17 protein-coding genes are annotated in these 22,286 nt (G+C 72.4%); 9 read left to right on the forward strand and 8 right to left on the reverse strand.

Features of this window, described 5'->3' with window-relative positions:
* Positions 1 to 8: 8 nt before the first annotated feature.
* Positions 9 to 1,160 carry a DUF1996 domain-containing protein gene (locus ACFXJ5_RS17665; RefSeq protein WP_384631326.1) on the forward strand — a complete coding sequence of 384 codons (1,152 nt, stop codon included), beginning with the start codon at positions 9 to 11 and terminating at the stop codon, positions 1,158 to 1,160.
* A gap of 82 nt (positions 1,161 to 1,242) precedes the next feature.
* Here ACFXJ5_RS17665 and hemQ read toward each other — a convergent pair whose 3' ends face one another.
* Together hemQ and hemG are read right to left on the reverse strand one after the other, a co-directional pair.
* Positions 1,243 to 1,971, reverse strand: coding sequence for a hydrogen peroxide-dependent heme synthase (gene hemQ / locus ACFXJ5_RS17670; protein WP_384631328.1), 729 nt, complete (start codon positions 1,969 to 1,971; stop codon positions 1,243 to 1,245).
* A gap of 4 nt (positions 1,972 to 1,975) precedes the next feature.
* Positions 1,976 to 3,424 carry a protoporphyrinogen oxidase gene (gene hemG, locus ACFXJ5_RS17675; protein ID WP_384631330.1) on the reverse strand — a complete coding sequence of 483 codons (1,449 nt, stop codon included), beginning with the start codon at positions 3,422 to 3,424 and terminating at the stop codon, positions 1,976 to 1,978.
* A 136-nt stretch (positions 3,425 to 3,560) separates the two neighbouring features.
* On the opposite strand from hemG, the gene ACFXJ5_RS17680 reads away from it, so the two are divergent.
* Positions 3,561 to 4,514, forward strand: a complete 954-nt coding sequence (locus tag ACFXJ5_RS17680) for a DUF4349 domain-containing protein (RefSeq protein ID WP_384631332.1) — start codon at positions 3,561 to 3,563, stop codon at positions 4,512 to 4,514.
* A gap of 5 nt (positions 4,515 to 4,519) precedes the next feature.
* Here ACFXJ5_RS17680 and hemE read toward each other — a convergent pair whose 3' ends face one another.
* Entirely contained in the window at positions 4,520 to 5,569 is a 1,050-nt protein-coding gene (gene hemE, locus ACFXJ5_RS17685; protein ID WP_384631334.1) for a uroporphyrinogen decarboxylase, read from the reverse strand.
* Between the two features lie 83 nt (positions 5,570 to 5,652).
* Here hemE and ACFXJ5_RS17690 point away from each other — a divergent pair, with 83 nt between their 5' ends.
* The 6 genes from ACFXJ5_RS17690 (at position 5,653) to ACFXJ5_RS17715 (ending at position 15,198) form a co-directional block, all read left to right on the forward strand.
* Entirely contained in the window at positions 5,653 to 6,297 is a 645-nt protein-coding gene (locus ACFXJ5_RS17690) for a DUF3000 domain-containing protein (RefSeq protein ID WP_384631336.1), read from the forward strand.
* Between the two features lie 200 nt (positions 6,298 to 6,497).
* The gene (locus ACFXJ5_RS17695; protein WP_384631338.1) at positions 6,498 to 7,160 is read left to right on the forward strand and encodes a LuxR C-terminal-related transcriptional regulator; all 663 of its coding nucleotides are present in this window, start codon (positions 6,498 to 6,500) and stop codon (positions 7,158 to 7,160) included.
* Positions 7,161 to 7,249: 89 nt separating this feature from the next.
* Positions 7,250 to 8,494, forward strand: a complete 1,245-nt coding sequence (locus ACFXJ5_RS17700) for an HRDC domain-containing protein (protein WP_384631340.1) — start codon at positions 7,250 to 7,252, stop codon at positions 8,492 to 8,494.
* 136 nt (positions 8,495 to 8,630) lie between these two features.
* Positions 8,631 to 11,399: a beta-galactosidase gene (locus tag ACFXJ5_RS17705; protein ID WP_384631342.1), complete on the forward strand. Its 2,769-nt coding sequence runs from the start codon at positions 8,631 to 8,633 to the stop codon at positions 11,397 to 11,399.
* 452 nt (positions 11,400 to 11,851) lie between these two features.
* Positions 11,852 to 13,072 carry a thiolase family protein gene (locus ACFXJ5_RS17710; protein WP_384631344.1) on the forward strand — a complete coding sequence of 407 codons (1,221 nt, stop codon included), beginning with the start codon at positions 11,852 to 11,854 and terminating at the stop codon, positions 13,070 to 13,072.
* The gene (locus ACFXJ5_RS17715; protein ID WP_384631345.1) at positions 13,069 to 15,198 is read left to right on the forward strand and encodes a 3-hydroxyacyl-CoA dehydrogenase NAD-binding domain-containing protein; all 2,130 of its coding nucleotides are present in this window, start codon (positions 13,069 to 13,071) and stop codon (positions 15,196 to 15,198) included. The genes ACFXJ5_RS17710 and ACFXJ5_RS17715 overlap by 4 nt, the downstream gene beginning before the upstream one ends.
* Before the next feature lie 74 nt (positions 15,199 to 15,272).
* Here ACFXJ5_RS17715 and ACFXJ5_RS17720 read toward each other — a convergent pair whose 3' ends face one another.
* The 3 genes from ACFXJ5_RS17720 to ACFXJ5_RS17730 form a co-directional block, all read right to left on the reverse strand.
* A complete protein-coding gene (locus ACFXJ5_RS17720) occupies positions 15,273 to 16,286 on the reverse strand; it encodes an SPFH domain-containing protein (RefSeq protein ID WP_384631347.1) in 1,014 nt (337 codons plus the stop codon).
* Positions 16,283 to 17,455, reverse strand: a complete 1,173-nt coding sequence (locus ACFXJ5_RS17725; protein WP_384631348.1) for a peptidoglycan-binding protein — start codon at positions 17,453 to 17,455, stop codon at positions 16,283 to 16,285. The genes ACFXJ5_RS17720 and ACFXJ5_RS17725 overlap by 4 nt, the downstream gene beginning before the upstream one ends.
* Before the next feature lie 144 nt (positions 17,456 to 17,599).
* On the reverse strand, positions 17,600 to 18,352 hold the full coding sequence (locus tag ACFXJ5_RS17730) for a thioredoxin domain-containing protein (RefSeq protein ID WP_384631349.1): 753 nt from the start codon (positions 18,350 to 18,352) through the stop codon (positions 17,600 to 17,602).
* Between the two features lie 87 nt (positions 18,353 to 18,439).
* On the opposite strand from ACFXJ5_RS17730, the gene ACFXJ5_RS17735 reads away from it, so the two are divergent.
* Entirely contained in the window at positions 18,440 to 18,856 is a 417-nt protein-coding gene (locus ACFXJ5_RS17735) for an NTP pyrophosphohydrolase (RefSeq protein WP_384631351.1), read from the forward strand.
* Positions 18,857 to 18,904: 48 nt separating this feature from the next.
* Here the strand turns inward: ACFXJ5_RS17735 and ACFXJ5_RS17740 are convergent, their stop codons facing one another.
* Entirely contained in the window at positions 18,905 to 20,524 is a 1,620-nt protein-coding gene (locus ACFXJ5_RS17740; RefSeq protein ID WP_384631353.1) for an ArnT family glycosyltransferase, read from the reverse strand.
* Between the two features lie 50 nt (positions 20,525 to 20,574).
* On the reverse strand, positions 20,575 to 22,095 hold the full coding sequence (locus ACFXJ5_RS17745; protein WP_384631355.1) for an amino acid permease: 1,521 nt from the start codon (positions 22,093 to 22,095) through the stop codon (positions 20,575 to 20,577).
* Between the last annotated feature and the right edge of the window lie 191 nt (positions 22,096 to 22,286).

A 22,286-nucleotide genomic window follows, 5' to 3' on the forward strand; every position in this document is an offset into this window, starting at 1 on the left:
GACGCCGGTTGAGCACCAAGCACCTCGTACTGATAGCGGTGCTGGCACTGGTCGGGTCGGGCGGCACCTTCGCACTGGTCACCGGTACCGCGTCCGCGCACTGGCGGAACTCCGGCTCGTCCTCCTCCGCGAAGACGGAGTCCAACAAGCGCTGGAACAAGAACTGGGGCCAGAACAACGGCGCGTCCGCGTCCGCCACGGCCACGGCGTCCGCCTCCGCCTCCGCGAGCGCCTCGGCCCCGGCCTCCGCCTCGGCCTCCGCCTCGGCCACGAACGGCGGCGCGGTGACCACCAACGGCCCGTCGCCGGACGACTTCGCCGACATCAACTCCGTACAGCCGAACGTCCAGAAGGCGGCCACCCAGTCCGGCGGCTCCACCGGTGTCTTCACGGCACGCTGCGGCCGTAACGAGAACGGGCACTTCAACCCGGACAACTTCATCGTCGCCCCCGGCGTCTCCAACGGCGCCCACCACGTGCACGACTACGTCGGCAACCTGAGCACGGACGGCTTCTCGACCAACGAGTCGCTCGCCGCCGCCGGCACCACGTGCGCCAAGGGCGACAAGTCCGCGTACTTCTGGCCCGTGCTGCGGACCCGCTCCGCGAACGACGCCGCCGACGCCGACGGCAACACCGGCACGATCCTGACCCCGACCACGGTCTCGATCACCTTCCGGGGCAGCCCGACCGCCAAGGTCACCGCCATGCCGTCGACCCTCAAGGCCATCATGGGCGACGCCAAGGCCTTCACCAACGGCGTGGCCAACGCCAAGGCCTCCTGGAGCTGCACGGGCTTCGAGAACCGCCAGCTCACCGACAAGTACCCCCTCTGCCCCTCCGGCAGCAAGGTCGTACGCACCCTGAACTTCCCGAGCTGCTGGGACGGCATCAACACCGACAGCGCCAACCACCGCACCCACATCGTCTTCCCCGACGCCGCCGGTGCCTGCCCCGCCAACACCAAGGCCGTCCCCCAGCTCCGCTACCGCCTCACCTACGCCCTCCCGGCCAACACCGGCACCAACTTCGCCGTCGACAGCTTCCCCGAGCAACTCCACAAGCCCGTCACCGACCACGCCGACTTCGCCAACTTCATGCCCACCTCCCTCATGAACCAGGTCGTCAACTGCATCAACTCCAACCGCCGCTGCGGCTGACCCCACCCCCCTACGCCAAGGGGCCGCGCCGACCGCCCACCGGTCGCCGCGGCCCCTTCGCGCATGCCCGAACGGAAAGCCCTCAGGCCAGCCCCGCCACCAGCTCCGCAACGGCCTTGCGCCGCCCCGTATAGAACGGCACCTCCTCGCGGACGTGGAGGCGGGCCTCCGACGCGCGGAGGTGCCGCATGAGGTCGACGATGCGGTAGAGCTCGTCGGCCTCGAAGGCGAGGATCCACTCGTAGTCGCCGAGGGAGAAGGAGGCGACGGTGTTGGCGCGGACGTCGGGGTAGCCGCGGGCCATTTTGCCGTGGTCGGCGAGCATGCGGCGGCGGTCTTCGTCGGGGAGGAGGTACCAGTCGTAGGAGCGGACGAAGGGGTAGACGGAGACGTAGTTGCGGGGGGTCTCGTCGGCGAGGAAGGCTGGGACGTGGCTCTTGTTGAACTCGGCGGGGCGGTGGAGGGCCATATTGGACCAGACGGGGTCCAGGGCGCGGCCGAGCTGGGTGCGGCGGAAGAGGTTGTAGGCGTCCTGGAGCTGGTCGGAGGTCTCGGCGTGCCACCAGATCATGAGGTCGGCGTCGGCGCGGAGGCCGGAGACGTCGTAGGTGCCGCGGACGGTGACGTCCTTCGCGGCGAGCTGCTCGAAGAGCTCCTCGACCTCGTCCGCGTAGCCGGCCCGGTCGTCGGGGAGGACGTCGCGGAGCCGGAAGACCGACCACAGGGTGTAGCGGATGACGTCGTTGAGGTCCTTGGCCTTCTTGCCGGCGTTCGGGGCCTTGGCGGGGGCAGCAGCAGTCGAATCGCTCATGGGTCTATTCTCGCGCGTCGCCGCTCGTGTCCCGCCCCAGGGTCCCCAGGACGCGGTCGGCCGCCTTGCGGGCGCTCGCCACGCACGCCGGGATGCCGACGCCGTCGTAGACCGCCCCGCAGACGGCGAGGCCCGGCAGCTTGCCGACGTGCTCACGGACCCGGGCGACGCGGGTGAGGTGGCCGACCGGGTACTGCGGCAGACCGGCGTCCCAGCGGGTCACGCGGGCCGCGACGGGGGCCGCGTGCAGGCCGACGGCCTCGGTCAGGTCCTCGCGGGACAGCCGTACGAGGTCGGTGTCGTCCCAGGCCAGGTCGGCCTCGTCGCCGTAGCGGCCGATGGACGTGCGCAGCACAAAGGTGTCGGGGTCCGCGTCGGCGTTCCATTGCCACTTGCAGCTGGAGAAGGTCGACGCCTTGATCGTCCGCCCCTCCACGGGCGGTACGAGGAAGCCGCTGCCCGGCGGCACCTTCGCCAGGTCGCGGCTGCGGTACGCCATCGTCACCAGGGCGAGGCTCGCGTACTCCACCGCCGCCAGCTCCCCGGCCGCCACCGGCGACTCACCGGCCAGCAGCCGCGCCGCGACCGGCGCCGGTACCGCCAGCACCACGGCCTCGGCGTCCAGCAGCCGGTCCCCGTCGGGCGAGTCCACGACGACCTGCCAGCCCGTCGCCGTACGCCGGAGCTCCCGCACCGGCGCGCCGGTCTCGATGTCCGCTCCGGCCTTGCGGGAGGCCTCCGCCACCGCCAGCGGCAGGCGTCCGACGCCGCCCCGGATCCCGGCGAACACCGGCCCGCTGGTCTGCGGCTTGGCCGCCGCCTTGCGCTGCAGATCGCGTACGCCCTCTATGAGCGACCGCCCCGAGCGGGCGATCTCGTACAGCTGCGGCACCGCCGCCCGCATCGAGATCCGGTACGCGTCCCCCGCGTACACCCCGCCCAGCAGCGGCCACACGAGCCGGTCGACCACCTCCCGGCCCAGCCGCGCCGCCACGAACTCGCCGACCGCGACGTCCTCGCCGACCTTCGTACGGGGCAGCACATGATCCAGCGGCATCCGCGCCAGCCCCGCCGCCGACAGCACCCCCGACCCCGCCACCTGGGCGAGGTCGCCCGGCACGCCCATCAGGCTGCCCTTCGGCATGGCCCGAAGTCGCCCTCGCGACCAGAGCGACGCGCTCGCGGTCGTCGGCGCCACGATGTCCTCGCCGAGCCCGGCCGCCCGCGCCAGCTCGACCGCCTCCGGGCGCCGGGCCAGCATCGACTCCGCCCCCAGATCGACCGGCACGCCCGCGATCTCGTCCGCGTACAGCTTGCCGCCGAGCCGCGACGACGACTCCAGCACCGTCACCCGCCGCGTCCCGCCCTCCAGCAGGAAATGTGCGGCCGCGAGTCCTGAGATTCCGCCGCCGATGACGATCACATGTCCGCGCCCGGGGTGCGTTTCGCTCATGCCCCCACTGTCTCAGACGCCGGAACGAGCCCGAACCGTGACCTCATCGGGATCGCGCATGCGAAACCCTCCCACCTGCTGTCCCGTCGAATCCGCACAGGCGACAACGAGCCAACTCACCCTGGGGGGACCACCAATGAACAGATCACTCGCGGCGCTCGCTGCCGCGCTGCTCGCCGCGTCGCTCGCGGTAGCGGGCTGCGGCGCGGGATCGAGCACCAACGACAGCACCGCGAGCTCAGCCCAGCGGGGCGCCGCCGCGGACACCGGGAGCAACGAGAAGAGCAGCGCCGCCGGAAGCGGGAGCAGCAGTGGCAGCAGCAAGACCACGAACCTCACGCAGTCGTACGTCGTGCGGACCGCCACGCTCACCGTCGAGGCCAAGAACGTCCAGGACGCGCTCGCCAAGGCCCGCACCCTGGTGGACGGTGCGGGCGGTTACGTCGGCGACGAGAGCACCTCGCTGGACGACGCGGGGCGCGAGCACTCACGCGTACAGCTGAAGGTGCCGCCGGCGGACTACGAGCAGCTGCTCGAGGACCTCGCGGGGCTCGGGAAGCTCACGGACCGCAAGGTCAACGCCGAGGACGTCACCAGCCAGGTCGTGGATGTCCAGAGCCGGATCACGTCGCAGCAGACGAGTGTGGCGCGGCTGCGGGAGCTGATGAACCGCGCGGTCAAGCTCAGTGACGTGGTCACGCTGGAGGGGGAACTCAGCACGCGTGAGGCGGACTTGGAGGCGCTGCAGGCACAGCAGAAGTCGCTGAAGGAGCGCACCGACATGGCCACGGTGACGCTCGTCCTGACCGAGCCCGTGGCGGTGGCCGTGGCGAAGAAGGACGACGGCGTCTGGGCATCCGTGGGGGACGCCCTGGGCGCCGGCTGGCACGCCTTCTACGTCACCTTCCGGGCCATTCTGGTCGCGCTGGCGGCCGCGCTGCCGTTCGCGGCACTGGCGGCACTGGTCTGGGTGGTCTTCCGCACCCTGCGCCGCCGGGTGCCGGCGCCCTCGGTGGCGGCGCCCGCGGTGCCGGCACCGGCGCCGGTCACCGTGCCGGCGCCGGTGGGGAAGGATCCCGAGGAGGAGTAACCGGGTCAGCCGGCCGTCTCGGCGTGGACGAACTCCACCAGCCGCGTCAGGGCGTCCGGGTCCGTGGACGGGAGCACGCCGTGCCCGAGGTTGAACACATGCCCGGGCGCGGCCTGCGCCGCCGCCAGCACCTCGCGGGCCTTGGCCTCGACGGCGGGGGTCGGGGCGAAGAGGACGGCGGGGTCCAGGTTGCCCTGGAGGGCCTTGTCGGGGCCGACGCGGCGGGCGGCCTCGTCGAGCGGGACGCGCCAGTCGACGCCGACGACGTCCGCGCCGGCCTCGCCCATGAGGGCGAGCAGCTCGCCGGTGCCGACGCCGAAGTGGATGCGCGGGACGCCGTAGCCGGCCACGGCGTCGAAGACCTTGGCCGAGGCGGGCATCACGAAGTCGCGGTACTCCTGCGGGGCCAGCGCGCCCGCCCAGGAGTCGAAGAGCTGGACGGCGCTCGCGCCCGCCTCGATCTGGACCTTCAGGAAGGCGCCCGTGATGGCCGCGAGGCGGTCGATGAGGTCGGCCCACAGCTCGGGCTCGCCGTACATCATGGCCTTCGTACGCTCGTAGCTGCGCGAGGGGCCGCCCTCGATCAGATAGCTCGCCAGGGTGAACGGTGCGCCGGCGAAGCCGATGAGCGGGGTCTCGCCCAGCTCGGCGGTGAGCATGCCGATGGCCTCGGTGACGTACTTGACGTCGTCCGGCTCGAGCGGCCGCAGCCGCGCCAGGTCGGCCCGGGTACGGATCGGGTGCTCGACGACCGGGCCGACGCCCGGCTTGATGTCGAGGTCGAGCCCGACGGCCTTGAGCGGCACCACGATGTCGCTGTAGTAGACGGCCGCGTCGACCTTGTGGCGGCGCACCGGCTGCAGCGTGATCTCGGTGACGAGATCGGGCCGCATGCAGGACTCGAGCATGGGAATGCCCTCGCGCGCCTTGAGGTATTCGGGCAGCGAGCGCCCGGCCTGGCGCATGAACCACACAGGGGTGTGCGGCACGGACTCGCGCCGGCAGGCGCGGATGAAGGGGGAAGCAGCAGTCTGCTGGTGCGCACTCACGCCCAAATCTTCGCATGCGCCAACCGGGCGACCCGCCCACCCGGGTGTCGTGCACCCCTGGGGGCCCCGTTCCGCCTAGTCTTCCGGGCATGGCAGCGGCTCATGGGCACCTCTCGGACGGGGACAGCGCCCCTCTCCCCTTCCAGCACGCGGTTGACGCACTGCTGCGCGCTCGCGTACGGCACGAGGTCGAGCTCGATCCGACCCCGCCGCCGAAGCGCCTGGCGCCGCACGCGTACGCGCTGGAGGCGACGGTCGTCGTGGACGGCGACGAGCTGGCCGACGGCCGTCTGGTGCTGCTGTACGACCCGTCCGGGCCCGAGGCCTGGCAGGGCACCTTCCGGCTGGTGACGCTGGTGCGCGCCGAGTTGGAGCCGGAGATGGCCGCGGATCCGCTGCTGCCCGAGGTGAGCTGGTCGTGGCTGACCGGAGCCCTGGAGGCGCACGGCGCCGGGTACGGCGAGCCGAGCGGCACCGTGTCGCGCAGTTCCTCGCACTACTTCGGCGGGCTGGCGGGGCGCGAGGACTCCACCCAGATCGAGATCCGCGCCTCTTGGACCCCGCGCGAGGGCACCGGCGGCGTGCCGGACGTGGCGGCGCACCTCGCGGGCTGGTGCGACCTGCTGTGCACGAGTGCGGGGCTGCCGCCGGTGACCGGGCCGGGCGGGGGCGGCCTCACGCCGACCGCCGTCGTACCGCTGCCGAAGCGGCGCGGCCCGCAGCAGCCGCGCTGACCTGGGCCGACTTTCCTTACCGCGAGAACGGCCGCCTCACACCCGTTGACCGGGACTGTCACACCTTCGATCGACAACGATCGACAAGCTGTCCGAATTGCCGGAATTGTTACTAAACAAATCGTGATCTTTCTCTAAAGCCGGACGGGGGAGCTGCCGAAGGGAACTGTGACCCTTCCAGCCACTCCCCAGGAGGCCCGGTGTCGGTTCTTCTCGAACACCCCACAAGCCTGGTCGCCTACCGCCCGAACAAGCCGACCGCCATGGTGGTCGTCGCCGATCCCCGCGTCCGCTCCACCGTGACCCGCCACCTGTGGGCCCTGGGAGTACGCGACGTGATCGAGGCGTCGTCCATCGCGGAGGCTCGGCCCCGGGTCGGCACCCCCCGCGACATCTGTGTGGCCGACGTCCACCTCCCCGACGGCTCCGGCCTCACCCTGCTGGCCGAGACCAGGGCGGCCGGCTGGCCGAACGGCCTCGCCCTCTCCGCCGCCGACGACATCGGAGCCGTACGCAACGCCCTGGCGGGCGGCGTGAAGGGCTACGTCGTCACCGGCACCCGCAACAACCTCGGGCTCCCCGGCCGCCCCGGCGCCGCCCCCATCGGCGCCGCCGGACAGCGCATCCAGCGCCGCCCACCCGGCTCCCCCGGACACGGCGGCGGCTACCGCGAACTGTCGGGCCGTGAGGTCGAGGTGCTGAGGCTGGTCGCGGAGGGCCAGTCCAACAAGGCGATCGGCGTGTCCATGGGCCTGTCCGCGCTCACGGTGAAGTCCCACCTGGCGCGGATCGCCCGCAAGCTGGGCACGGGTGACCGGGCCGGGATGGTGGCCGTCGCTCTGCGTACCGGAATCATTCACTGACTGTTAACCGAACGTAACAACACCCCGAGCCGCCCGCCGACGGAACGTTCCGTCGGCGGGCGCTTGCTGCACACAGATACCCTTTACACGTGACCGACGCCCGAGAGACCGCAACAGAAGCAGCACCGGCGCCGGTCCCGCTGCTGGACCCGCGCGAGGGAATCCCGCCGGTGACCGCCAGCCCGGAGGCTCTCGCCGACATCGTCGCGGCCTTTGCCACGGGCACCGGACCTGTCGCCGTCGACGCCGAGCGCGCATCCGGTTACCGCTACGGACAGCGGGCCTACCTGGTCCAGCTGCGCCGCACCGGAGCAGGGACCGCGCTGATCGACCCCGTGGGATGCCCCGACCTTTCCTCGCTGGGCGCCGCCCTGAACGGGACGGAATGGGTGCTGCACGCAGCCACCCAGGACCTGCCCTGCCTGGAGGAGACCGGCATGCGGCCGGCCCGCCTGTTCGACACCGAGCTGGCCGGCCGACTGGCCGGATTCGCCCGGGTCGGGCTCGGCGCGATGGTCGAGGGCGTCCTCGGCTACACCCTCGAGAAGGGCCACTCCGCCGTCGACTGGTCCACCCGCCCCCTCCCCGAGCCGTGGCTGCGCTACGCCACGCTCGACGTCGAGCTGCTGGTGGACCTGCGTGACGCGCTGGAGGAGGAACTGCGCACCCAGGGCAAGCTGGACTGGGCCCTCCAGGAGTTCGCCGCCATCGCCGCCGCCCCGCCGCCCGCCCCGCGGGTCGACCCCTGGCGCCGTACGTCGGGCATGCACAAGGTGCGCCGGCGCCGCCAGATCGCGGTCGTACGCGAGCTGTGGAACCTGCGCGACACCATCGCCCGGGAACGGGACGTCTCGCCGGGCCGCGTGCTCACCGATGCCGCCATCGTCGCGGCCGCGCTGGAGTTCCCGGCGAACGCGCACGCCCTCGCCGCGCTCCCCGGCTTCGGGCACCGCATGGGCCGGCGCCAGCTGGACCAGTGGCAGAGCGCGATCGACCGTGCCCGCGCCCTCCCCGAGCGCGAGCTCCCCCAGCCCGGCCCCGCGTACACCGGCCCACCGCCCCCGCGCGCCTGGGCCGACAAGGACCCGGCCGCCGCCGCCCGCCTCTCCGCGGCCCGCGCCGCCGTCTCCGCCCTCGCCGAGGAACTCAACCTCCCCCAGGAAAACCTCATCACCCCCGACACCGTCCGCCGCCTCTGCTGGGACCCGCCCTCCGACCCCTCCAGCGACGAGGTCGCCCGCGTCCTCACCGGCCTCGGCGCCCGCCCCTGGCAGGTCGAGCTGGTGACTCCGCTTCTCGCTGCCGCGCTGACCGTGCAGGCCCCTACGGGGTAAGCGGGCATTTTCAGCCCGTCGGGCAGGGGCGGGGTGGGGGACAAAGCCGCAGCAACCGCACCGCGCGTCGGCTTGAAGGGACGAACGGGGCGCGCCTACGCTCGCCGGGCATTCCCGGCAAGAAGGGCAGGCGGCCATGGCCACGCAGCGGCGGTTTCCCAGAACAGCGGCGGCGGCCGTGCTGGCAGCGGCCATGCTGGCGGCAGCACCGAGCGCAGCGCCGGAGGCGAAAGCGAAGGCGAAGGCACCCGCCGCGCACACGATCGCGTACGACGACTACTCGTACATGATCGACGGCAAGCGGCTGTACGTCTGGTCCGGGGAGTTCCACTACTGGCGGCTGCCGAGCCCCTCGGCCTGGCGGGACGTGCTGGAGAAGATGAAGGCGGGCGGCTTCAACGCCACGTCCATCTACTTCGACTGGGACTTCCACTCCTCCGCCCCCGGGGTGTACGACTTCACGGGGATCCGGGACGTCGACCGGCTGCTGGACATCGCGGCGGAGGTCGGCATCTACGTCATCGCCCGCCCGGGCCCGTACATCAACGCCGAGACGGACGGCGGCGGCTTCCCGGGCTGGCTGAGCACGCAGAAGGGCCGCGCCCGAAGCACCGCGCCGGACTATCTGGCGGCGGCCGACGAGTGGTTGTCGCGGATCGACCCGGTGATCGCGCGGCACCAGTTGACGGACGGCGGCGGGTCGGTGATCGCGTACCAGGTGGAGAACGAGCTCTACACGGACACGCCGGACGGCCACGCGTACATCCGGCACCTCGCGGCGAAGGCGAAGGCCGACGGGATCACGGTGCCGCTGGTCGGCAACCACAAGGGGATCTTCACCCGCGAGCTGGACATCGACGGATACGACCGCTATCCGCAGGAGTTCGACTGCCGGCACCCGGACGTGTGGAGCCCGCTGCCCGACATGGCGTTCGCGCACAAGAAGGGCGAGCCGCTCTACCTCCCCGAGTTCCAGGGCGGGGCCTTCGACCCGTGGGGCGGGCCGGGCTACGACAAGTGCCGGCAGCTGACGAACGGCGACTTCGAGAAGGCGGCGTACGAGAACAACATGGCGTCGGGCTCGACCATGCAGAACTTCTACATGGTCTACGGCGGCACCTCCTGGGGCTATCTGGCCTCGCCGGGGTCGGTCTACAGCTCGTACGACTACGGCGCGCCGATCAGCGAGGACCGGCAGCTCACCGAGAAGTACCTGGTCGACAAGCGGCTCGGCTACATGGTGCAGGCCGTCGCGCCGCTGACGAAGACCGATCCGGTGGGCGACGCGACGGCGGCCGGGGGCGCGGTGCTCACGCGCACGCGCCGCAATCCGGACACCGGGACGGTCTTCACGGTCGTCCGGCACAAGGACGTCAACGACAAGTCGACCGACAACGCGCGGATCGCGCTGGGCGGGCACCGCGACATCCCGGTGGTCGTCGCGGGCCGGGACTCCAAGCTGCTGGTCGCGGACTACACGATGGACCACCAGCGGCTGGAGTACTCCACGTCGGAGATCATGACGCACGGCGTCTTCGGCGAGGGCGGCGACGGCGGCCACGAGGACGTCGCCCTGCTGTACGGCCGCCGTGGGCAGGCTGGGCGGACGGTGCTGCGGTATGCGGCGCGGCCCAGGGTGACCGTGCTGTCGGGGACCGTACGGCAGGCCTGGGACGCGGGCAGCGGCGACCTGCGGCTGGACTACACGCACCGCGGCCTCACCCAGGTGCTGGTCGAGCCGCCGGGCGGTACGCCCCTGCGACTGCTCCTCGCCGACGACGCGACCGCCGACACCTTCTGGCGGCAGGACACGGCGCGGGGTCCGGTCCTGGTGCGCGGGCCCGAGCTGGTGCGCACGGCGTCGTACGCGGGCGGGGAGCTGAGCCTCACCGGTGACACGGACCGGACGACGCCGGTCCAGGTCTTCGACGGCGGCCGGGCCTCGTCCCTGACCTGGAACGGCCGCCCGGTCCGGGACGGCCGGCTGCCGGGGCCGCGCCCGGTGACCCTGCCCCGGCTCACGGGATGGCGCTTCAGCCGCGAGACCCCGGAGGCCCGGCCCGGCTACGACGACTCGGGCTGGCGGACCGCCGACCCCGCCGCCCTGGCCGCCGACGACAACGGCTTCCACATCGGCTCGGTCTGGTACCGCGGCCACTTCACGGGCAGCGCCACGGGCGCACGGCTGACCGCCTCCACCGGCAAGGCCGGCGAGTGGCTGGTCTGGCTCAACGGCCGCTTCCTGGGCAGTACGCGGGACGCGTCCAAGGCCTTCCGCTTCCCCGCGGGCGCGGTCCGGCGCGGGCAGGACAACGTGCTCTCCGTGCTCACCGTCAACATGGGCCACGAGCAGGACTTCCGGGCCAACGACACTCACAAGAAGCCGCGCGGCCTCACCGCGGCCGCACTGCAGGGCTCGGCCCGCCGCATCGCCTGGCGCGTCCAGGGCGGCACGCTCGACCCCGTACGCGGCCCCCTCAACGCAGGCGGCCTCTACGGCGAGCGCCACGGCTACCACCTCCCGGCCCACGACGACCACGCCTGGGCCCCCGTCACCCTCCCCCGCACCGACCGCACCCCCGGCGTCTCCTGGTACCGCACCACGCTGCCGCTCGCGCTCCCCGCCGACCAGGACGTACCCCTCAGCCTCGTCATCGCGCGGGAGCGGTCCCGCCACTACCGCGCCCTGCTCTACGTCAACGGCTGGATGGTCGGCATCTACGTCAGCGACCTCGGCCCCCAGCAGGCCTTCCCCATCCCGGAAGGCGTGCTGCGCACGGACGGCCGCAACTCAATCGCCGTGGCGGTGGTGAACGCCGACGCCCGCACCGGCGGCCTGGGCACGATCACCCTGCGCGCGACCGGCAACCACACAGTGCCCCCGGGCGCCTTCGGTGCGGGGTAGGCCGTGATCCGCCGCGTTGTGGGAGAACGTTCCGCTAGGCGGAACGGGCTGGCACACGCGGCCACCGGGCCGCGCCCGGCAACGAAACGCGCATGACCACGGACCAGCGCCGTCTGGGTCCGGCGCCGTCGCCGGGTGCGGGCCGGTTGGGCCAGCCCTCCCCCAACCTTCGGCCGGGGGGGGACCCCCACCTCGCTTCGCTCGCCTTGGGGGCACCTCCCAGCGTCTAGCTGGGGGAGGACGGCCTACCCCCAACCGGCCCGGGGGGGGCGAGGGGGCGGAGCCCCCGGGGACGGCGCGGGCACCCGGGGCGGAGCCCGGCGCACATGTGACGGCACACACCCCCGTGCCGGGCTGGGCACACTCGTTACCCGCGAGTAGCATGGAGGTGGCGACGCAGCCCGCAGGGATGGCGCGCGCCGGAGTGCCCCCGCATCTGGAGGAGAGCCAACGTGCCTCGTACCGCTAGGGATGTCGTCTTCGTCGACGGCGTCCGCACCCCGTTCGGCAAGGCGGGCCCGAAGGGCATCTATCACGAGACCCGCGCCGACGACCTGGTGATCAAGTCCATCCGGGAGCTGCTGCGGCGCAACCCCAGCCTCCCCCCGGAGCGCATCGACGAGGTCGCGGTGGCCGCGACGACGCAGATCGGCGACCAGGGCCTGACCCTGGGCCGTACGGCGGCGATCCTGGCCGGGCTGCCGAAGAGCGTTCCCGGGTTCTCCATCGACCGGATGTGCGCCGGTGCGCTGACCGCGGTGACGACGACGGCCGGCGGTATCGCCTTCGGCGCGTACGACGTGGTCGTGGCCGGCGGCGTGGAGCACATGGGCCGCCACCCGATGGGTGAGGGCGTGGACCCGAACCCGCGCTTCGTGTCGGAGAAGCTGGTCGACGACTCCGCGCTGTTCATGGGGATGACGGCGGAGAACCTGCACGACAGGTTCCCGCACATCACCAAGCAGCGCGCGGACGAGTACGCGGTCCGGTCGCAGGAGAAGGCCGCCAAGGCGTACGCCAACGGCAAGATCCAGCAGGACCTGGTGCCGATCTCGGTGCGCCGGAGCAACCCCGAGGCCGGCGAGACCGGTTGGGGCCTGGCGACCACGGACGAGCCGATGCGCCCGGGGACCACCCTGGAGAGCCTGGCCGCCCTCAAGACCCCGTTCCGCGCGCACGGCCGTGTGACGGCGGGCAACGCGGCGGGCCTGAACGACGGTGCCACCGCCTCCCTGCTCGCCGCCGAGGACGTGGCGCAGGAGCTCGGGCTGCCGATCAAGGCCCGTCTGGTCTCGTACGCCTTCGCGGGCGTCGAGCCCGAGGTCATGGGTGTCGGCCCGATCCCGGCGACCGAGAAGGCCCTGGCCAAGGCCGGCCTGTCGATCGGCGACATCGGCCTGTTCGAGGTCAACGAGGCGTTCGCCGTGCAGGTGCTGTCCTTCCTGGACCACTACGGCATCGCCGACGACGACGAGCGCGTCAACCAGTACGGCGGCGCGATCGCGTTCGGCCACCCCCTGGCCTCCTCCGGCGTGCGTCTGATCACGCAGCTGGCCAGCCAGTTCGCGGAGCAGCCGCACGTGCGCTACGGCCTGACGACGATGTGCGTCGGCTTCGGCATGGGCGGGACGATCATCTGGGAGAACCCGCACTTCGACGGAGGCAGCAAGTGAGCACCACGACCGCCGAGCTTCTCAAGGGAGCGGCCGAGCTGTTCCCCGACGAGGTCGTGACGCAGGCGCACGTGCGCCACATCGACCTCCCCGGCGCCGGGCGCTTCGCGCTCATCACGCTGGACAACGGCCTGGACCACACCAAGCCGACCACCTTCGGCCCGCAGTCGCTCGCCAACCTCGACAAGGCGATCGACCAGGTCGAGAAGGAGGCGGCCGAGGGCGCGATCACCGGCGTCGGCATCACCGGCAAGCCGTTCATCTTCGCGGTCGGCGCCGACCTCAAGGGCGTCGAGCTGCTGAAGAAGCACGAGGACGCGCTCGCCATCGGCAAGGGCGGCCACGAGGTCTTCAAGCGGCTGTCCGGCCTCGCGGTCCCGACGTTCGCGTACTACAACGGCGCGGCCATGGGCGGCGGCGTCGAGGTGGGTCTGCACTGCGCCTACCGCACGGTCTCCGCGGCGCTGCCGGCCTTCTCCCTCCCCGAGGTCTTCCTCGGTCTGGTGCCCGGCTGGGGCGGCTGCACGATCCTGCCGAACCTGATCGGCGCGGACCGCGCGGTCTCGGTCATCATCGAGAACTCGCTCAACCAGAACAAGCAGCTCAAGGGCGAGCAGGTCTACGACCTCGGCATCGCGGACGCGATCTTCGAGGGCGCCGACTTCCTGGAGCAGTCGCTGCTGTGGACCGCGGCCGTCCTCAAGGGCGAGCTCGAGATCGTACGGCCCGAGGTGGACCGCGGCGAGGCCTGGGACCAGGCCGTGGAGCGCGGGCGCTTCGTCGCCGACTCCAAGGTGCACGGCGCGGCCCCGGCGGCGTACCGGGCCCTGGACATCATCGCGGCGGCCAAGAACGGCGACCTGCAGCAGGGCTTCGACGCCGAGGACCAGGCCCTGGCGGACCTGATCATGGGCGGCGAGCTGCGCAGCGGCATCTACGCCTTCAACCTGGTCCAGAGGCGCGGCAAGCGCCCGGCCGGGGCGCCGGACAAGAACCTGGCCCGTCCGGTCAGCAAGGTGGGTGTGGTCGGCGCCGGTCTGATGGCGTCGCAGCTCGCGCTGCTGTTCGCGCGCCGCCTCGAAGTGCCGGTGGTGCTCACCGACATCGACCAGGAGCGCGTCGACAAGGGCGTGGGCTACGTCCACGGCGAGATCGACAAGCTGCTGCTGAAGGGCCGCGTCAACCAGGACAAGGCGAACCGCCTCAAGGCCCTGGTGTCCGGCTCGCTCGACAAGGCCGAGGCCTTCGGTGACGCGGACTTCGTCATCGAGGCGGTCTTCGAGGAGATCGGCGTCAAGCAGCAGGTCTTCGCCGAGGTCGAGGCGGTCGTCTCCCCGACGGCGATCCTGGCGACCAACACCTCGTCGCTGTCGGTCTCGGAGATGGCCTCGAAGCTGGAGCACCCGGAGCGGGTCGTCGGCTTCCACTTCTTCAACCCGGTGGCGATCCTCCCGCTGCTGGAGATCGTGCGTGGCGAGCAGACCGATGACGCGTCGCTGGCCACGGCCTTCGCGGTCGCCAAGAAGCTGAAGAAGACCGCGGTCCTGGTGAAGGACGCCCCGGCGTTCGTCGTCAACCGCATCCTGACCCGCTTCATGGGCGAGATCCAGAACGTCATCGACGAGGGCACCCCGGTCGCCGTCGCCGAGAAGGCCGTCGAGCCGCTCGGTCTGCCGATGTCGCCGCTGGTGCTGCTGGAGCTGGTCGGCCCGGCGATCGGCCTGCACGTCTCGGAGACCCTCAACCGGTCCTTCCCGGACCGCTTCACGGTCTCGCCGAACCTGGCCGCCGTGGTCAAGGCCGGCAAGCGCGGCTTCTACGTCTACGACTCCGGCAAGCCGGAGCTGGACCCCGAGGTCGCCGCGCTGCTCGTCCAGGGCGACAGCGTCCTGTCGGCGGAGCAGGTGCGCGCCCGCGTCCTGGACGCCGTGGCGCAGGAGATCGGCCTGATGCTGGAGGAGGGCGTGGTCGCGGAGGCGCAGGACATCGACCTGTGCCTGATCACCGGCGCCGGCTGGCCGTTCCACCTGGGCGGTATCACCCCCTACCTGGACCGTGAGGGCGTCTCGGAGCGGGTGAACGGCAAGCCGTTCCTGGCCCCGGGTGTCGCGAGCGTGCCCGCGTAACAGGGTTCTTCGGAGCGCCGGTCGTACGGCCCGTCAGGGCGCGTACGGCCGGCGCTCCGGCTTTTGCCGGCAGGTCAGGCGGCCCCGGGCCTGCGCGGTGCCTCGGCGGCCGGGCCGCGGGCCGTGTAGAAGGCCACGGTCAAGTCCTTGACCAGGGCTTTTCGTTCGTAGTCGTCGAGCTGGACCAGGCCCCGGTCGGTGAGGCCGCGGACGGTCTCGGTGACGGCGGCCAGCACGTCGTCCAGGACCGCGCGGCGGTGTCTGGCGTCCAGGGCGGCGAGCTGGGAGCGGTGCATGGCGGCGGCGACTGCGGGGGCGTAGTCGAGGCGGACCGGGCGGGCCGAGAAGACCTCGACGCCGACCGGGCGCATCTCGGCGGCGAGCAGCGCGGTGAGCTGGTCGCCGACGTGGTCGGAGTCGCGCAGCGTCGGGCCGGGTCCCCGGAAGTCGTCGGCGGGCAACCGGGACAGGATGCGGCAGACGGCGGCCTCGACCTGCTCGCGCAGATAGCGGACGTGGTCGTCGACGGCGAAGGAGGCGCGGGCGGTGTCGCGGACCCGCCAGACCAGCAGCACGGTGGCGTGCAGCGGTGCGCCGGAGGCATCGGTGGCCTCGATGGGGCTGCTGCGCCAGTGCCGCAGGCTGACGTCGGTGCGGCGGCGGGCCAGCAGCGGGCTGATCCACAGCAGTCCGGTGCGGCGGACCGTGCCCCGGTAGGCGCCGTGCCGGGTGAGCACCCATACGGAGCCGGGGCGGCCCCGGGCGAGCCCACCGGCGGCGAAGGCGGCCAGGGCGGCGAGCAGTGCGACGGCGCCCCACAGGCCGGTGACCGTGATCCGGCCGCTGTCGGGGGCCGCCGGGAGCGCGGCGTGCCCCGCGAGGCGGACCGGGAGGGTGCCCGTCCGCCACAGCAGCCAGCCCGCGGTGCCGGCGGCCGCCAGGACGGTCAGGACGGCGACCCAGCCGGGCAGGGGGCGGCCGGGGTGTTCGGTGAGGTCGGAGGTGACGGTGGTCGCGGGGGACGTGGTGGTCGCGGGGGCTTGCGTGGCCGCGTATCCGGCCTGGGCCTGGGCTGCGTGGGTCGTCACGAGAAGAGTCGCCTCCATGTCTCGGGTCCGGGATAGCCGTCCGCCTCGGTGCCGGACCAGCCCTGGGTGCGCTGGAAGGCCTCGACCGCCCGCCTGGCGGCCTCGCTCCAGTCGGGGCCGGGCCCCGTGGGGTAGTGCGCGCCGAAGCCCTTGGCGGCCAGCTGCCGCCCGAGCCTGAGCACGTCCTCGTTGGCCTGGCCGGGCCGGAAGCGCGCGGCCCCGGGATAGGGCGGGCCCGGGGTGCCGCCGCGGGTGGCCGGGGCCGCGATGTCGGTGCCCTCGCCCCGTACGAGGTAGCGCCAGGTGGTCGGACCCGGGAGGCCGTCCGCGTCGTCGCCCGACCAGCCCTGGGCGTGCTGGAAGGCGGCGGTGGCCCGGCGGTCCGCGGCCGACCACTTCGGGCCCGGGCCGACCCGGTAGTACGGGGTCGCGCCGCGCCCGGCCAGCATCCGGCCGAGCCGGGTGACGTACGCGTTCTGCGCGCCGGGGCCGAAGGATCCGGTCCCGGGGTAGGCGTCGTCGGGGGCGGGCCGGCGGATGTACCTGTAGCGGTACGGGACGTAGTCCGAGGAGTGCGACCAGTAGGCGAAGGGCGTGGTCCTGATCCGGGCGTGCGGCTTGGCCTGTTCGTAGGCGATGTACTCCTCGTGCTCGGCGTCGGCCCAGCCGCCGAAGATGGTGACGTGCGAACCGGTCTGCGGCTCCTCGTGGTTGTGGAACAGCAGGATGTCGCCGGGCATCAGCTGGTCCACGCGGATCCGCTCCGCGTAGTCCGTCAGGCTGCCGGTCCACGCGCTGCTGCCCAGGCCCCAGGCCATCGACACGAAGCCGGAGCAGTCCTGGCGGTATCCGTCCCGCCAGTACGCGTCCATGTCGTACGGCACCGCCGCGTCGACCCAGCTCCGCGCCCGCTCCAGGATCTGATCGCGCGTCAGGCGCAGCGGGGTCGTGGTGGCCGGGGTCGTCACGGCGACGGCGGCCGGCACCGGTGCGACGAGGGCGGCGGTACCGGCGGCGGCCGCGACGACCACCAGGGCCCGGGAGGCGGCCGGCGCCAGTCGGCAACCGCCGTAGCCGCGCGCCGTGGAGGCGGCGAGCCGCTGCCGGGCGCACTCCTCGCAGACGCAGCCGGACAGGGGTTCGACCTCGTCGAACACCGGTGTGGACATGGGCACCACCACTCCTCCGCTCCGGCGCGAAAAGGACGCCGTATGCCTTCAATACCCCATTTCTCCTGAAAGTTGACGAAAGGAGAAATTCATCAGAAAGGCATACCGGAGGATTCCCGGGTGGTGAGCGCGGGTGAGGTCAGCTCACCCCGTGGTGATGGTCGTGGTGGTCGTGGTCGCCGCCTCGGCGTTCGCCACGGCCTGCTTCACCTGCGCGCGCAGCTTGGCCGGGGTCGGGTCGGCCAGCGTCGCGCCGTTGATCTGCAGTACCGGGGCCGCGGTGAAGCCGGCCGCCGTGAACGCCTCCTGGGACTTGCGGACCCAGCCGTCGTGGTCACGGCCCTGCACACAGGGCACGAACTTCGCCGCGTCGATCTTCTTGGCCTTCTTGGCGAGGTCCTTCAGCAGGTTCTGCCTGTCCAGACCGTCGACCTGAGGGTCCGCCGGCTGGGCCGCCCACACCTGGGCCACGTACTCCTCGAACCTGCCCTGGTCCTGGGCGCAGGCCGCCGCGTTCGCCGCCGCGAGGGCGCCGCGGCCGCCGTTCGCGGTGTCGGACTGGGTGACGAGGTGGTAGTCGATCTCCACCTGGCCGGTGGCCAGCAGCTTCTGGAAGACCGTCGCGTACTGCGCCGCGAAGGCCTTGGACGCCGGGCTCCGCAGGTCCTCGTACACCGTGAGCGCCACCGGGACCGTCGGCTTCACCGGCAGCCCGAGCTGGTCCGTGGCCACCGCGCCGGTCGGGACCTTGACCGTGCTCTCCTTCTTCCCGCGCACATGCGCACCGATCACCGCGGACCCGCCGAAGACGACCGCGAGCGCCACGACCGTCCCCACGTAGGGCCGCCACCGGCCGCCGCGCCGCTTGGCCGCCTTCGGCGCGTTGGACTTCGTCATGAGCCGTCACCTCGATCAACACCGTGCGTCCGTACGGCGCCCTTTGTACCACCGCGAGCGAACGGCCGCCGTGGCAGGGTGGCCCCTGTGGACACGGATACCGATACGCATTCCCGGCCCCTGGTCATCGTGGACGCCGCCAACACGGTGGGCTCCGTCCCCGACGGCTGGTGGCGCGACCGGCGCGGGGCCACCGAGCGGCTGCGCGACGCCCTCGCCCCGCTGGCCGAGCAAGGCCTGCCCGACGCCCCCGGCGTGCCCGACTGGGCCACCACTCCCCCGCTGGACCTCGTCCTCGTCGTCGAGGGCGCTGCGCGCGGCGTCGACCCGGTCCCCGGCGTCCGCATCGCCGCCGCCCCCGGCAGCGGCGACGACCTCATCACCGACCTCGCCGCCTCCGCCGCCGGCCGTCCCTGCCTCGTCATCACCGCCGACCGCGAACTCCGCCGCCGCGTCGCCGCCCACGGCGCCGCCGCAGCCGGCCCCAAGGTGGTCCGCCCCTAGCGGGTTGGGGGTAGGCCGCTCGCCCTGGCCCGGAGGGGCGCGGCAGTCCTAACGGTCCACCCTGGCGTAAAGCACCGCACCGTCCACCGTGGCGACAGCCTCGTAGTGGTCGGCGAGCAGCGCCGCAAGGGTGGGGATGTGGGAGGGGCCGTACGGCGCGCCGCGGGAGTCGTCGACGATGAGGTCGGCGGGGTGGAGGGCGAGGTCGCGGCGGAAGTGGCGCCAGGCGCCGGCGACGGCGTACTGCTCGCCGACACGGGCGCCGCCGCGGCCGCCGCTGAAGTTGGTGAGGAAGCCGGCGGTGAGGAAGCGGGTGGCGGGGGTGCGGCGGGCCAGCCAGTAGTGCTCGGGGTGCATGCCCCAGACCAGCAGGGTGGCGTTGGCGGAGGTGTGGTCCTGTACGGCGGCAGCCACCGTGTGCGCATGGTCCAGCTCGGTGCGCGGCACCGTGAAGCCCCAGGTCAGGAAGACCCCGGCGGCCAGCGCCGTCCAGATCGCGGCGGCCTTCCACCAGCGCGGCAGCTCCCGGAGCGCGGCGACCCCGAGCAGCACCAGCGGCGGCATGAGCTGAAGGTAGTAGTGGCCGTAGAACTGGAAGCCGACCACCACCGCGACGACGGACGCCGCGAGCCACAGCCACAGGTCGGCGTCCGCGAACCGGCGCCTCCGCACCGCCAGGTACGCCGCCGGGAGCACCAGCCCGGCACCGGCGCCCACCAGGATGCCCGCATTGCCCACGGCGCGCTCCAGCGCGAGCAGCCAGGCGCCCGAGGCCGAGGCGTACGTACCCGAGCCGGTGAGCGTCCAGAAGACGAACCGCCGTGCCCCGACCGCCAGCGCGACGACCGCGACCGGCACCCCGACCCCGGCGGCGAGCCGCGCCCACGCCCAGGCCCAGGCGGTACGGGCCGGGCCGGCGCTGTCGCCCGGCGCGGCGGACAACAGGTCGGACGCCGGCCGGATACCTGGGATGCCTGCCCGGAGAAGCCGCAGGGGCGGCAGGACGGCCTCGCCGGCCGTGGCGGGCAGCGCCGAGCCGACCGCCACCCCGTCCACGAGCGGTGTCCGGGACCGTACGAGCGCCGGTTTCCCGTCGCGCGCCGCACGCCACAGCATCCAGGCCACCGGCAGCAGCACGGCCGCCCCCGTCTGCTTGGTCAGCAGGGCGCCCGCACAGGCGAGCCCGGCCCAGCCCCACCGCGAACGCTCCGCGCACCACACGGCCGCGACGGTCCAGGGCAGGGTGAAGACCTCGAAGTTGGCGGCCTGGGTGTCCTCGGGCGCGAGGCCGATCGACAGCAGCAGGTAGCCGAGGCCCGCGGCGGCGCCCCAGCGGTCGCCCCAGCGGCGCCGGGCCAGCGAGACCAGCAGCGCGGCCGTCACCACGTGCGCCAGCACGGCCAGCACCCGCACCGGCCACAGCGAGCCGTCGCCGAAGACCGCGAAGGCGCCCTCGTACAGCCAGGGAAGCAGCGGCGGCTTGCGGTCGACGACCGTGCCGTAGAGCGAGCCGCCGGCGGCCAGCATGCGGGCCTGGGTGGCGAGGAAGCCCTCGTCCGGGTTCCAGACGGACCGTATGAAGGACGGCAGGTGCACCACCGCGGCGCACACCACGAGCGCCGGCCCGACCCGCAGCCAGAACGCGGGGGTCGGACGGCGGCTCGGCACGCGCCTCAACCTACCCGGACCGCGCGGCACCGTGAACCTCGGCCCTGACCTCAGCCCTGCCCGGCGTCCTGCCGTCGCATCCGGCTGTGCCCGTGCCCGTAGGCGAAGTAGATGACGAAGCCGACCACCATCCACAGGCCGAACCGCACCCAGGTCTCGGTCGGCAGATTGAGCATCAGCCACAGCGAGGCCATGACGGACAGCGCGGGCACCCATGGCACCAGGGGCGTACGGAAGGAGCGCGGCAGGTCGGGGCGGCTGCGGCGGAGCATGACGACACCGACGGCGACGACGATGAAGGCGAAGAGCGTTCCGATGTTCACCAGGTCGGCCAGTTCCGAGATGCTGGTGAAGCCCGCGATGATCGCCACGATGCCGCCGAGCAGCATCGTCGAGCGGTAGGGGGTCCCGAAGCGGGGGTGCACCCGGGAGAAGAAGCGCGGCAGCAGCCCGTCGCGGCTCATGGCGAAGAACACCCGGGTCTGGCCCAGCAGCAGAATCATGCAGACGGTGGTGAGTCCGATGGCCGCGCCGAAGCTGATCAGGCCTGCCCAGAAGGGGTGCCCGGTGGCCTTGAAGGCGTCGGCGAGCGGGGCCTGGATCGACAGGCGGCTGTACTTCTCCATGCCGGTGACGACCACGGACACGGCCACGTACAGCACCGTGCAGATCGCCAGCGAGCCGAGAATGCCGCGCGGGACGTCCCGCTGCGGATTCCTGGTCTCCTCGGCGGCGGTCGCCACGATGTCGAAGCCGATGTACGCGAAGAAGACGACTGCGGCGGCGGTGAAGATGCCCATCACACCGAAGTTGGTCGGTGTGTAGCCGAAGATCACCTGGATCAGCGGCGCCTTGAGATTCGACCCGCCGCCCGCGCTGGGGACGGCGGGTGGGATGAAGGGCGAGTAGTTGCTCGAGGTGATGAAGAAGGTACCGACGACGATGACGACGAGCACCACGGCCACCTTGATCGCCACGATGACCGAGGTGACGCGGGCGGACAGCTTCGCCCCGCCGATCAGGATCGCGGTCAGCACCACGACCAGCAGAAAGGCGAGCAGGTCGAAGTGGGTCTCGGTGCTGGTGCTGCCGGCCAGTCCGGTCGGCAGATGCCAGTCGGCGTTGTCCATCAGCGAGCGGATGTAGCCGGACCAGCCGACCGACACCACCGCGCAGCCGAGGGCGAGTTCGAGGATCAGATCCCAGCCGATGATCCAGGCGGGCAGCTCGCCGAGCGTGGCGAAGGAGAAGGTGTACGCGGATCCGGCCACCGGCACCGTGGAGGCGAACTCGGCGTAGCAGAGCGCGGCGAGCGCGCACACGATGCCGGAGACGACGAAGGCGATGGCGACGGCCGGCCCGGCGTTGTTCCTGGCGACCTGGCCGGTGAGGACGAAGATGCCGGTGCCGATGACGACGCCGACGCCGAAGACGGTGAGGTCGAGCGCGGACAGCGACTTCTTGAGCGCGTGCTCGGGCTCCTCGGTGTCCTGGATGGACTGCTCGACGGACTTGGTACGGAAGAAGCTGTGCCTGCCGTCTTCCGGGCTCTTGGGTGTTCTGACGTCCACCGGCGCACCTCCGCAGTTCGCCCCCGCATCACAGCACTCGTGAATGCGTGTCACCGGACTCGGCGCGCCTACACCTGTGCGAAGGGCCGGGTGGATCACCCGTAAAGGTTTTAGACCCCGGCCCGGATCAGTGTGGTTTGTCCCCCCCCCCCCCGGCGGGGCGGGCGCCTTACCCGCGGCGCGCCCGGGGT

Source organism: Streptomyces sp. NPDC059373, assembly GCF_042751495.1.
GTDB lineage: Bacteria > Actinomycetota > Actinomycetes > Streptomycetales > Streptomycetaceae > Actinacidiphila.